This is a genomic window from Micromonospora sp. NBC_01392, from assembly GCF_045040125.1.
In the GTDB taxonomy this organism is placed as follows: domain Bacteria; phylum Actinomycetota; class Actinomycetes; order Mycobacteriales; family Micromonosporaceae; genus Micromonospora.
The window spans coordinates 1926332-1938870 of sequence record NZ_CP109549.1; the positions used below are offsets into that span (position 1 = coordinate 1926332).

The following is a 12539-nucleotide window of genomic DNA, read 5'->3' on the forward strand; positions in this document are numbered from 1 at the left end:
GCGGGGAAGCCGCGGCGGTCGGGGTGGCGCCGTCAGGGGGTGGCGCTGGCGTTGGCGGCGATCTCGGGAAGGTCGGCCGGGCCCGGGTCGGCGGCGGGCGGCGGCGTGACGGCCGGGTTCTGCGCGGCGGCGCGCACCGCGGCGGCCACCGCCGGGGCGACCCGCGAGTCGAACACGCTCGGCACGATCACGGTGGGGTTGATCTTGTCCTCGCCGACCACGTCGGCGATGGCGCGGGCCGCCGCGATCGCCATCTCCTCGGTGAACTCCTCGGCGTGCGCGTCGAGCATGCCGCGGAACACGCCCGGGAAGGCGAGCACGTTGTTGATCTGGTTCGGCTGGTCCGAGCGGCCGGTGGCGACCACGGCGGCGTGCTTGCGCGCCTCCCGCGGGTCCACCTCCGGGTCCGGGTTGGCCAGCGCGAAGACGATCGCGTCCTTCGCCATCGCGGCCACGTCGTCGCCGGTGAGCAGGTTGGGCGCGCTCACCCCGATGAACACGTCCGCGCCGCGCACCGCACCGGCCAGGTCACCGGTGTAGTTCTCCCGGTTGGTGTTCTCGGCCAGCCACTGCCAGGCCGGGTTCAGGTCGGGCAGCCCGCGGTGCAGCGCGCCCTGCCGGTCGTACGCGATGATGTCGCCCACGCCCTGACGCAGCAGCAGCTTCATGATCGCGGTGCCGGCCGCGCCGGCGCCGGAGACCACGACCCGGACGTCCGCGAGCTGCTTGCCCACCACGCGCAGCGCGTTGGTCAGCGCGGCCAGCACGCAGATCGCGGTGCCGTGCTGGTCGTCGTGGAAGACCGGGATGTCCAGCGCCTCGCGCAGCCGGGCCTCGATCTCGAAGCAGCGCGGCGCGGCGATGTCCTCCAGGTTGATGCCGCCGTACGCCGGCGCGATCGCCTTGACGATCGCCACGATCTCGTCGGTGTCCTGGGTGTCCAGCACCACCGGCCAGGCGTCCACGCCGCCGAAGCGCTTGAACAGTGCCGCCTTGCCCTCCATCACCGGCAGCGAGGCGGCCGGCCCGAGGTTGCCCAGGCCGAGCACGGCAGAGCCGTCGCTGACCACGGCGACCGTGTTGCGCTTGATGGTGAGCCGCCGGGCGTCGGCCGGGTTCTCCGCGATCGCCATGCAGACCCGGGCCACCCCCGGGGTGTACGCGCGGGACAGCTCGTCCCGGTTGCGCAGCGCGACCTTGGAGGTCACCTCGATCTTGCCGCCGAGGTGCAGCAGGAACGTGCGGTCGGAGACCTTGCGCACGTCCACCCCGTCGAGCGCGGTGAGCGCGTCGACGACCTGGTCGGCGTGGCCGGCGTCGGCGGTGTCGCAGGTCAGGTCGACGACCACGTTGGTCGGGTCGGAGTCGACCACGTCCAGCGCGGTGACGATGGCACCGGCCTCGCCCGCCGCGGTGGTCAGTCGACCGATGGAGGAGGCGTCGGCGGGCACCGCGATCCGGATCGTGATCGAGAATCCGGCACTCGGCAGTCGGGTGATGGCCACGAGAAAACAACTCCTCCGTCGACGCTGAGCGGCTCGACTGGCATTTCTACCCGCCCACCCGGGCCGACCGGCATCCGGCCCCACTACCGGTGGGTAGCGCCACGGGCATAACGCGGGTGCGCCCGGCGTTGACACGTGTCAGGATTGCTGTCACGCGCCGAAAATGCTCGGCGATGCACATAACGGACAGGAGACGCGGTTTGCGCGAGCAGGAGACCTTCCACCCCTACGAGGACGACGAGCTCGACACCACCACCGGTGAGTACGAGCTGTCGGAGCGGCAGGCACTGCGGCGGGTCCCTGGCCTCTCCACCGAGCTGACCGACGTCACCGAGGTCGAGTACCGCCAGCTCCGGCTGGAGCGGGTCGTCCTGGTGGGCGTCTGGACGGAGGGGAACCAGTCCGACGCGGAGAACAGCCTCACCGAGCTGGCGGCGCTGGCCGAGACGGCCGGCTCGCAGGTGCTCGAAGGGCTGATCCAGCGCCGCAACCGACCGGACCCGGCGACGTACATCGGTCGGGGCAAGGTCGACGACCTGGGCGCGGTGGTGCTCTCCACCGGCGCCGACACGGTGATCTGCGACGGTGAGCTCTCCCCGTCGCAGCTGCGCAACCTGGAGCAACGCACCAAGGTCAAGGTGGTCGACCGCACCGCGCTGATCCTCGACATCTTCGCCCAGCACGCCAAGAGCAAGGAGGGCAAGGCGCAGGTCGAGCTGGCCCAGCTCGAATACCTGCTGCCGCGCCTGCGCGGTTGGGGTGAGACGCTCTCCCGGCAGACCGGTGGTAGCGGTCGCGGTGGTGGCGCCGGCGGCGGCGTGGGCCTGCGTGGCCCGGGTGAGACCAAGCTGGAGACCGACCGCCGTCGGATCCGGCACCGCATCGCGCGGCTGCGCCGCGAGATCAAGGGCATGACCACGGTACGCCAGACGAAGCGCGCCCGGCGCTCCCGCAACGCGGTGCCCGCGGTGGCCATCGCCGGCTACACCAACGCCGGCAAGTCCAGCCTGCTCAACCGCCTGACCGGGGCGGGCGTGCTGGTGGAGAACGCGCTGTTCGCCACGCTGGACCCGACCACCCGCCGGGCCACCACCTCCGACGGGCGGCTCTACACGCTCTCCGACACGGTGGGCTTCGTCCGGCACCTGCCGCACCAGATCGTCGAGGCGTTCCGCTCGACGCTGGAGGAGGTCGGCGACGCCGACCTGGTGGTGCACGTGGTCGACGGCACCCACCCGGATCCGGAGGAGCAGGTCCGGGCGGTCCGCGAGGTGCTCGCCGAGGTGGGCGCCGACCGGCTGCCCGAGCTGCTGGTGGTCAACAAGACCGACGCCACGGACGAGGAGACGATGCTGCGGCTCAAGCGGCTCTGGCCGGACGCGGTCTTCGTCTCCGCGCACAGCGGGCGCGGGGTCGACGAGCTGCGCGAGGCGGTCGAGCGGCGGCTGCCCCGGCCGGCGGTCGAGGTCCGCGCGGTGCTCCCGTACGACCGGGGTGACCTGGTGGCCCGGGTGCACCGTCAGGGCGAGGTGCTCAGCACCGCGCACCTGCCCGAGGGCACGCTGCTGCACGTGCGGGTGGGTCAGGCGCTCGCCGCCGAGCTGGCGCCCTACCGCGCGGGTGACCGGCTCGCCAACGACGATCGGGTGGGCGCCGGGCGGTGACCGTCCGGCGTCACCCGCCCGAAACCCGGCTCGTGCGACACTGAGCGCCATGCGGCACGTTGTCTCCTCGGTCACGCTCGCGCTCGGCCTGGTCGGCGCGGTCGTGGCGCCGGCCGGGCCGGCCACGGCGGCCCCCGCCGCGGCCCCGGTGCTGGCCGCGGCTCCCAAGAAGAAGTGCACGGTCGCCGACGACCGGCTCCGCGAGCTGTCCGGCCTGGTCGCCACCGGCAACGGGTACGTCGTCATCAACGACGGCTCCGACGACCCGAGTCGCAAGCGCGTCTTCTACCTGGACGCCAAGTGCAAGGTCGACAAGGAGATCCGATACTCCGGGGACGGCCCGCTCGACACCGAGGATCTGGCGCTCGGGCCGGACCGCAAGACGCTCTGGGTCGCCGACACCGGCGACAACATCGAGAAGAAGACCCGGCGGGAACGCGTCGCGGTCTGGACGATGCCGGTGTCCGGGTCGAAGGATCCGGTGCTGCACCGGCTCGCCTACCCGGGCAAGGAGCCGCACGACGCCGAGGCGCTGCTGGTCGGCGACGACAACCTGCCGCTGGTGATCACGAAGGAGCTCTCCGGCAAGTCGGAGGTCTTCACGCCGACCGCGAAGCTGAAGGCCGGCGGCGACCCCGAGCCGATCCCGATGAAGAAGGTCGGCGAGGTCACGCTGCCGAAGACCAACACCGAGAACAAGCTCGGCTCGCCGGGGCGGGCGCTGGTCACCGGCGCCGCCCGCTCGCCGGACGGCGCCAGGGTCGTGCTGCGCACGTACGCCGACGCGTTCGAGTTCGACGTGGCCGGCGGCGACATCCTCAAGGCGTTGACCAGCGGTAAGCCGCGGGTCACGCCGTTGGTCGACCCGTTCGGCGAGGCGATCTCCTACACCTCCGACGGCAAGTCGTTCGTCACCGTCTCCGACGGCGGCTCGCTCGACCCGACCGACCCGATCGACATCCTCGGCTACACGCCGGCCACCACCGGTGTGGAGGCGTTGCCCAACGGCGGCAAGGTCGAGACCCGGCCGGCCGCCGAGAAGTCCTGGCTGGAAGGGCTGTCGCTCGACGAGATCACGTACCTGATCGCCGCGGTCGGGGTGCTCGGTGCGCTGCTGGTCGGCGCCGGCGTCTTCGGCATCCTGCGGGCCCGGCGCAAGCCGGCGCCCGTCGCGCCGGCCGACGAGTCCGAGCGCAGCGACGAGTTCCCGGTGAACGGCGGCTTCGCGCCCGGCAACCGGCCGGACGCACCACCACGCGGCGGGGTCTACGGCGGCGCACAGGGCGGTGGCGTCTACGGCGGCGCCGCGGCCGGGGAGCGCCCGGCCGGCGGAGTGTACGGCGGGGGCCGCCCCCAGGGCGGCGCCGTGTACGGCGGCGGTGCCCAGGGCAGCGGTCGGCCCCCGAGCGGCGGCGCTGCGCCGGGCGGCGGCCGTGGCCAGGTCGGCGTCCCCCAGGGCGGCGGCGGCCCGCAGGGCGGCGGCGTTCCCCAGGGCGGCGGTGCCTCCCCGGGCGGCGGCCGGCCGGGCGGTGGCGCTTCCCCGGGCGGCGGCGGCCGGTCGGGCGGGGGCCGTCCCCAGGGTGGCCGGCCGCAGGGCGGCGGCGGTGCCCAGGGCGGTGGCGTCTACGGCGGCGGCGGCGCGGGCGGTGGCGGTGGCACCGGCGAGCGGGGCGGTTCGGGCGGCGGCGTCTACGGCGGCGGGGGAGGCGGCCAGGGTGGTGCGCGTCCGGCCGGCCGGGGTGGCGGTCCGGGTGGCGCGGGTCACCGCGGGCAGCCCGGTGGTGGCCGGCGGGGTGACGGCGGCCGGGCCGAGCCGCCGCGGCGCGATCCCCGGGATCCGCGCGGCGGGCGCCGCGACGACGGTTACGGCGAGCGCGGTCAGTACGGGCCGGTCCCCGGTGGCCGGGAGCCCCGGGGCGACCGCTACTGAGCACGACCGCTACTGAGCACGACGCGAACGAGGGGTGACCGGCCACCGGTCACCCCTCGTGCGTCAGTCGGCCGGTCAGATCCGGCGCAGCACCGCCACCACGCGGCCCATGATGGTGGCGTCGTCGCCCGGGATCGGGTCGAAGGCCGGGTTCTGCGGCATCAGCCAGACGTGCCCGTCGCGGCGCCGGTAGGTCTTCACGGTCGCCTCGCCGTCGAGCATGGCCGCCACGATGTCGCCGGCCTCGGCGTTGGGCTGCTGCCGGACGACCACCCAGTCGCCGTCGCAGATCGCCGCGTCGAGCATCGAGTCGCCCTTGACCTGGAGCATGAAGACCTCGCCCTCACCGACCAGCTCGCGGGGCAGCGGGAAGATGTCCTCCACGGCCTGCTCGGCGAGGATCGGCCCACCGGCGGCGATCCGGCCCAGCATCGGCACGTACGCCGGGGCGGGACGCTGCGCGCGGGCGGCCTCGTCGTCGACGTCGCTCGGGGCCCGGACGTCGACCGCGCGTGGCCGGTTCGGGTCGCGGCGCAGGAAGCCCTTCTTCTCCAGCTCCTTGAGCTGGTAGGCGACGCTGGACGGGGAGACCAGGCCGACCGCCTCGCCGATCTCGCGGACGCTCGGCGGGTAGCCGTGGCGCTCGACCCAGGTGCGGATGAACTCCAGGATCCGGCGCTGCCGGGCGGTGAGGTCGACCGTGGCCGGGTCGGGGAAGGCGCTGACCACCGGTGTGACCGGACGCACGGCGGGCTGGGCGGCCCGACTGCGCGCGGCGCGGGGTCGGCGGGTCGCCGGCGGCCCCGCCCCGTCGATCGGCTGCGGGTTCTTCTGCCGGCTGGCCCGGTCCTCGGTCACGTCCGTCCTCCCTGGTCGGCGCTGGGTGCCTCGTCGGCTCGTGGTGCGTGTGGTCCGACCGTATAGGTGAGATCGGCCATTTTCAAACATCTGTACGACCTGCTGTCGGCGTGTCGCGCCGAAATCCTGGATTTCCGAACGCTTGTTCTGATAAATGGTACGCCGCACTCGAACGGGTGTTCCATCCCGACGCCCCGTGACCGGGGGTGCCGGGTCGGCGTTGGGCTCCTCGACGGGTGACGCGCCGGACACGCCGACCAACTTGACCTCACTGGGGGGACGGCATACGGTCAACCCCTAGATGTAGTAGTCACATGGGCGTAAGTTGCCTACAGGTTGGGTTTCCACTACCGAACGCACTCCCGCACCGCACATCCGGCGACGGCCATCCACGATGGCTCCGCCGGGTCGACGCGTGCCCGGGAGTCGGTAGGTGTGCCCGTGGTCGATGAAGGAGGTCGGGCGATGCGGTGTCCGTACTGCCGGCACGCCGACTCCCGGGTCGTCGACTCGCGGGAGGCCGACGACGGCCAGCTCATCCGGCGGCGGCGGTCCTGCCCGGAGTGCGGCAAGCGGTTCACCACCGTCGAGGAGGCGGTGCTCGCGGTGGTCAAGCGCAGCGGGGTGACCGAACCGTTCAGCCGCACCAAGATCATCGGTGGGGTGCGCAAGGCGTGCCAGGGCCGGCCGGTCGACGACGACTCGATCGCGCTGCTGGCACAGAAGGTCGAGGAGACCGTACGCGCCAAGGGGGCGGCGGAGATTCCCAGCCACGACGTGGGGCTGGCGATCCTCGGCCCGCTGCGTGACCTCGACGAGGTGGCCTACCTGCGGTTCGCCAGCGTCTACCGGTCGTTCGACTCGCTCGCCGACTTCGAGCGGGAGATCGAGACGCTGCGGGCCGCCGCGCGCGCCCGGGGGGGCGCGGACACGCCGGCGGGCGACACCGCCGGCGCGATCAACTGACATCTCTGATTCTGACAGGTTCGACCAGGCGCGGGTGACCGTGCCGACGAGGGGGCGAGGGCGTGACGACCAGCAAGTCACGGAACAAGGCCGGGGCGGGGCTGAAGACCGAGCGCGTCTGGACGACCGAGGGGGTGCATCCCTACGACGAGGTCGCCTGGGAGCGCCGCGACGTCGTCATGACGAACTGGCGGGACGGCTCGATCAACTTCGAGCAGCGCGGGGTGGAGTTCCCCGAGTCCTGGTCGGTCAACGCGGCCAACATCGTGACCACGAAGTACTTCCGGGGCGCGGTGGGGACCCCGGGGCGGGAGTGGTCGCTCAAGCAGCTGATCGACCGGGTGGTCGACACCTACCGCACCGCCGGTGAGGAGTACGGCTACTTCGCCTCCCCGGCCGACGCCGAGGTGTTCGCGCACGAGCTGACCTGGATGCTGCTGCACCAGGTGTTCAGCTTCAACTCGCCGGTCTGGTTCAACGTCGGCACGCCGTCGCCGCAGCAGGTCAGCGCCTGCTTCATCCTGGCCGTCGACGACTCGATGGACTCGATCCTCGACTGGTACAAGGAGGAGGGGCGGATCTTCCAGGGCGGCTCGGGCGCCGGGGTGAACCTCTCCCGCATCCGGTCCTCGAAGGAGCTGCTCTCCTCCGGCGGCACCGCCTCCGGTCCGGTCAGCTTCATGCGCGGCGCGGACGCCTCCGCCGGCACCATCAAGTCCGGTGGCGCCACCCGCCGGGCCGCCAAGATGGTCATCCTCGACGTGGACCACCCGGACATCGAGGAGTTCGTGGCGACCAAGGCGCGCGAGGAGGACAAGATCCGCGCGCTGCGGGACGCCGGGTTCGACATGGACCTGGGCGGCGCCGACATCGTCAGCGTGCAGTACCAGAACGCCAACAACTCGGTCCGCGTCTCCGACGAGTTCATGACCGCGGTGGAGAACGGCGGCGGCTTCGACCTGCGCGGCCGGCTCGACGGGCAGACCATCGAGACGATCGACGCCAAGAAGCTGTTCCACACCATCTCCCAGGCCGCCTGGGAGTGCGCCGACCCGGGCCTGCAGTACGACGACACCATCAACGACTGGCACACCTGCCCGGAGACCGGGCGGATCACCGCGTCGAACCCGTGCTCGGAGTACCTGCACCTGGACAACTCCTCGTGCAACCTGGCCTCGCTGAACCTGATGAAGTTCCTCCGCGCCGACGGCGGCTTCGAGGTGGAGAAGTTCGTCCGGTCGGTCGAGTTCGTCATCACCGCGATGGACATCTCGATCTGCTTCGCCGACTTCCCGACCGAGAAGATCGGCGAGACCACCCGCGCCTACCGGCAGCTCGGCATCGGGTACGCCAACCTGGGCGCCCTGCTGATGGCCTCCGGCCTGCCGTACGACTCGGAGCAGGGACGGGAGGTGTCCGCGGCGATCACCTCGTTGATGACCGGCACCGCCTACCGCCGCTCCGCCGAGCTGGCCGGCATCGTCGGCCCGTACGACGGCTACGCCCGCAACGCCGAGCCGCACAAGCGGGTCATGCGCAAGCACGCCGCCGCCAACGACAGCATCCGGCCGACCGGCACCGTGGGCACCGCCGTGCAGCGCGAGGCGACCAAGCAGTGGACGCTCGGCAACAAGCTCGGCGACCGGAACGGCTGGCGCAACTCGCAGGCCAGCGTGCTCGCCCCGACCGGCACCATCGGCCTGATGATGGACTGCGACACCACCGGCGTCGAGCCGGACCTGGCGCTTGTCAAGTTCAAGAAGCTGGTCGGCGGCGGCTCGATGCAGATCGTCAACCAGACCGTGCCGCGCGCCCTGCGCAGCCTCGGCTACCCCGAGGAGCAGGTCGAGGCGATCGTCGAGCACATCGCCGACCACGGTCACGTGGTGGACGCCCCCGGCCTGAAGCCGGAGCACTACCCGGTCTTCGACTGCGCCATGGGCGAGCGGTCCATCGCGCCGATGGGGCACGTGCGGATGATGGCGGCGGTCCAGCCGTTCATCTCCGGCGCCATCTCCAAGACGGTCAACATGCCGGAGCAGGCCACCGTCGCGGACGTCGAGAAGATCTACTTCGAGGGCTGGAAGCTCGGCCTGAAGGCACTGGCGATCTACCGGGACAACTGCAAGGTGGGCCAGCCGCTCTCGGTCGCCAAGCCGAACAAGGGCGCCGCCGAGACCCCGGCCCCGGTGGCCGAGGCCGAGAAGGTCGTGGAGAAGGTCGTCGAGTACCGCCCGGTGCGCAAGCGGCTGCCGAAGAAGCGCCCGTCGCAGACGGTCTCGTTCTCGGTCGGCGGCGCCGAGGGCTACCTCACCGCCTCGTCCTACCCGGACGACGGCCTCGGCGAGGTCTTCCTCAAGATGTCGAAGCAGGGCTCGACCCTGGCCGGCGTGATGGACGCCTTCTCGGTGGCCATCTCCATCGGTCTCCAGTACGGCGTCCCGCTGGAGACGTACGTCAGCAAGTTCACCAACATGCGCTTCGAGCCGGCCGGCATGACCGACGACCCGGACGTGCGGATGGCCGCCTCGGTGATGGACTACATCTTCCGTCGCCTGGCGCTGGACTTCCTGCCGTACGAGCGCCGCGCGGAGCTGGGCATCTTCACCGCCAAGGAGCGGGCCGCCCAGCTCCGGGCCGAGGCGGAGGCGGAGGCGAGCGGTGCGGACCTCACCGCGATGGCCGCCTCCGCCCCGGTCGAGGCGCCCGAGCCGAAGATCGGCCCGGTGGCCCAGCCGGCACAGGAGACGGCGAATGTCGCCGCCGCCAAGCCGGCGCCGGCGGTGGGCTCCAGCACCGAACTGCTGGAGGCCGTGATCGGCAAGGCCGCGGACGCGCCGCTCTGCTTCACCTGCGGCACCAAGATGCGCCCGGCCGGTAGCTGCTACGTCTGCGAGGGCTGCGGCTCCACCAGCGGTTGCAGCTGACAGTTCCACCGCACGTCCGGCGAGCGCGGCAGGGGGTTCCCTGCCGCGCTCGCGGCGTTCGTGCCCGCCCGCGCGGTCGGGGAGCACATGGCCGGGGACGCCTGTCGAGCTGAGAGCGGAAACGACTCACCGGCGCCCGACCCGATCCCACCAGGCAGTGGGGACCGTCACAGACCCCGGGCTCGCGGCGAACTGCGATGCTCGGGGGATGAGTACCGCCGACACCTACCGGATGTTCGCCGACCGCGAGGCGCGCGACGTGTCCCCGGCGTACGAACGGTTGTCGCGGGCCGTGGCGCGCGACCCGGAACTGCTCGCGATGCTCGACACGTTGCCGCCGGCGAAGCGCCAGCCGAACCTGCTCTTCGGTGTGGTCCGGTTGCGCGGCGGCCCGGTGGACGACCCGGCGGCGTTCCGCGGGCACGTGCTGGCGCACTGGCCGGAGATCGCGGCGCAGATGCGGGTCCGGGCCACGCAGACCAACGAGGCCGGCCGCTGCGCGGTGCTGCTGCCGGTGCTCGCCGCGTTGCCGCAGCCGCTGGCGCTGCTGGAGGTGGGCGCCTCCGCCGGCCTGTGCCTCTACCCGGACCGGTACGCCTACCGCTACGGCGACCGACGGATCGGCGACGGCGAGCCGGTGCTCGACTGCACGCTCACCGGCGACGCCCCGCCGGACCGGCGGCCGGAGGTGGTGTGGCGGGCCGGGCTCGACATGAACCCGCTCGACGTCACCGACCCGTCGGACCTGGCCTGGCTGGACGCGTTGATCTGGCCCGAACACACGCACCGGCGCCAACGGCTGCGCGCGGCGGCGGCGGTCGCCGGGGCCGACCCACCGCTGCTGGTCCGCGGTGACCTGGTCGACGACCTGCCGGCGCTGGCGGCCCGCGCCCCGGCCGGCGCGACGCTGGTGATCTTCCACAGTTCGGTGCTCTACCAGGTGCCGCCGGCCCGCCGGACGGCCTTCACCGAGCTGGTCCGGACGCTGCCCGGGCACTGGCTCGCCAACGAGGACCCGACCGTGCTGCCGCGGGCGGGCGTCCCCGACCCGCCGGACGGCGGCTTCCACAACCTGCTCGCGCTCGACGGCCGACCGCTGGCCTGGACGCGGGGCCACGGGCAGGCGGCCACCTGGTTCGGCCCGGTCCGGCCGTGATCGCGCGTCCGGCCGCCGTCGACGCGTTCGCGCGGGAGGTGGCGGCGCTCGGCTGGGTTTCCGACCTGCTGGTGGCCGGGTCGCTCGCGACCGGTGACCACCGACCCGGCGTCAGCGACCTGGACCTGGTCGCGGTCGCGGACGGACCGGTCGACGCGACCCGGCAGGACGAGCTGGCCGCCCTGCACCGCCGGTTCGACGCCGGCCCCGCCGCCGGGTTGAACCTGGGCTGCGTCTACGTCGAGGCCGCCGCCGTCCGCGACCTCGGGGCACGCCATCCCACCTGGACGCACGGGCAACTCGTCCAGCGGATCCTCTCCGGCATCACCCGGGCCGAACTGGTCCGGCACGGCCACGCCCTCCTCGGCCGGCCACCGGACGCGGTGCTGCCACCCATGACCGACGACGACGTGCGCGCCGCGGCCCGCGCCGAACTGACCGGCTACTGGGCCTGGGCGGCCCGCCGGCCCTGGTTGTGGCTGGACCCCGACCTCGCCGACCTCGGGCTCACCTCGATGGCCCGGGGACGGCACGCGCTGCGGCACGGCGACCTGATCGGCAAGAGCACGGCGATTCCCGCCGTCGCCGCGCCGTCCTGGCTGGTCGACCAGGTGGGGGCCCGCCGCCGGGGCGAGCGGGTCACCTCACCCCGGCTCCGTACCGCGCTCATCGCCTGGTCGGACGCTCGCCGGACCGTCGCCACGGCCCGACGGGAACCGGACCGGCCGGCCGACCCGAGCGACGGCTGACCGCCGACCCAGATTAGCTCGGCAGCGAGTCGACCCCGGCGGCGAGCACCCCGCGCAGGTCGGCCTCCGCGCCGGCCGGCAGCGTCTTCGGCTCGACCACCTGGTACGCGACGCGCACCTCGTACCTGTCACCCCGCCAGGCCCAGCCGTCGAACCGGGTCTCCCCGCCGTCCCACGGGCGCACCGCCACGCAGGAGTTGTCGCCCGGCCCGTCGCCGGTCAGGTCGCTCCCGATCCGGGCGCACCGGTCCCGCCGCCACCGGTCGTCGTACATGCCCTCGGCGTCGACGGCCACGGTGACGGCCAGGTCGCCGCGCATGGCGGTGCCACTGGTCAGGTCGACCGCGCACTCCCGGGAGCCGCTGCGGTCACCGAGGTTCGCCGAGGCGCTGGGCGATGCGCCCGGCGCGAGCCGGGTCAGCAGGTCGGCCGGGAGCAGCGCGCAGGGGTCGCGCAGTTCGTCAGGCGTCGCCGTCTCGTCGGTGCCGCAGCCGGCGACGGCCAGCAGCGCGCCGGTAACCACGATCGCCGCGGCCGATCTCGTCATCTGTCCTCCTTGGACGGTCGCGGCGACGGTAACAGCGCCACGCCACCCCCGGATCTCGCGGTCCACACCCGCCCACATCCCGACCACCCACCCACCACCCACCCACCCACCCCACCCACCCGTCCGCCCTGTTTCGCGGAAAGCGTGGTCATCCGGGCCCGAATGGCCACGCTTTCCGGGAAAGTGAGCGTGGGGGTGGAGGGATGGGGTGGGGCGGAGCGGGCCGGTAGGGTCGCG

General features: G+C 73.0%; 9 protein-coding genes. 6 read left to right on the forward strand and 3 right to left on the reverse strand.

Annotated features, from left to right (window positions below; translation table 11 throughout):
- Positions 1-32: 32 nt before the first annotated feature.
- A complete protein-coding gene (locus OG767_RS09010; protein ID WP_405092984.1) occupies positions 33-1505 on the reverse strand; it encodes an NAD-dependent malic enzyme in 1473 nt (490 codons plus the stop codon).
- 200 nt (positions 1506-1705) lie between these two features.
- On the opposite strand from OG767_RS09010, the gene hflX reads away from it, so the two are divergent.
- Together hflX and OG767_RS09020 are read left to right on the forward strand one after the other, a co-directional pair.
- Positions 1706-3169 carry a GTPase HflX gene (gene hflX, locus OG767_RS09015; protein WP_405092985.1) on the forward strand — a complete coding sequence of 488 codons (1464 nt, stop codon included), beginning with the start codon at positions 1706-1708 and terminating at the stop codon, positions 3167-3169.
- A gap of 49 nt (positions 3170-3218) precedes the next feature.
- Positions 3219-5099, forward strand: coding sequence for a hypothetical protein (locus OG767_RS09020; RefSeq protein WP_405092986.1), 1881 nt, complete (start codon positions 3219-3221; stop codon positions 5097-5099).
- A gap of 75 nt (positions 5100-5174) precedes the next feature.
- Here OG767_RS09020 and lexA read toward each other — a convergent pair whose 3' ends face one another.
- Positions 5175-5957, reverse strand: a complete 783-nt coding sequence (gene lexA / locus OG767_RS09025; RefSeq protein ID WP_405092987.1) for a transcriptional repressor LexA — start codon at positions 5955-5957, stop codon at positions 5175-5177.
- Positions 5958-6422: 465 nt separating this feature from the next.
- On the opposite strand from lexA, the gene nrdR reads away from it, so the two are divergent.
- From nrdR to OG767_RS09045, 4 genes are all read left to right on the forward strand, one after another.
- On the forward strand, positions 6423-6923 hold the full coding sequence (nrdR, locus tag OG767_RS09030; protein WP_107159129.1) for a transcriptional regulator NrdR: 501 nt from the start codon (positions 6423-6425) through the stop codon (positions 6921-6923).
- Positions 6924-6985: 62 nt separating this feature from the next.
- A complete protein-coding gene (locus OG767_RS09035) occupies positions 6986-9850 on the forward strand; it encodes a vitamin B12-dependent ribonucleotide reductase (RefSeq protein WP_405092988.1) in 2865 nt (954 codons plus the stop codon).
- A gap of 208 nt (positions 9851-10058) precedes the next feature.
- The gene (locus OG767_RS09040) at positions 10059-11006 is read left to right on the forward strand and encodes a DUF2332 domain-containing protein (protein WP_405092989.1); all 948 of its coding nucleotides are present in this window, start codon (positions 10059-10061) and stop codon (positions 11004-11006) included.
- Positions 11003-11755 (forward strand): nucleotidyltransferase domain-containing protein, encoded by a 753-nt coding sequence (locus tag OG767_RS09045; protein WP_405092990.1) that lies wholly within the window; start codon positions 11003-11005, stop codon positions 11753-11755. The genes OG767_RS09040 and OG767_RS09045 overlap by 4 nt, the downstream gene beginning before the upstream one ends.
- A gap of 13 nt (positions 11756-11768) precedes the next feature.
- Here OG767_RS09045 and OG767_RS09050 read toward each other — a convergent pair whose 3' ends face one another.
- Complete coding sequence (locus tag OG767_RS09050; protein WP_405092991.1) at positions 11769-12302, reverse strand: hypothetical protein; 534 nt, start codon at positions 12300-12302, stop codon at positions 11769-11771.
- Positions 12303-12539: the final 237 nt, after the last annotated feature.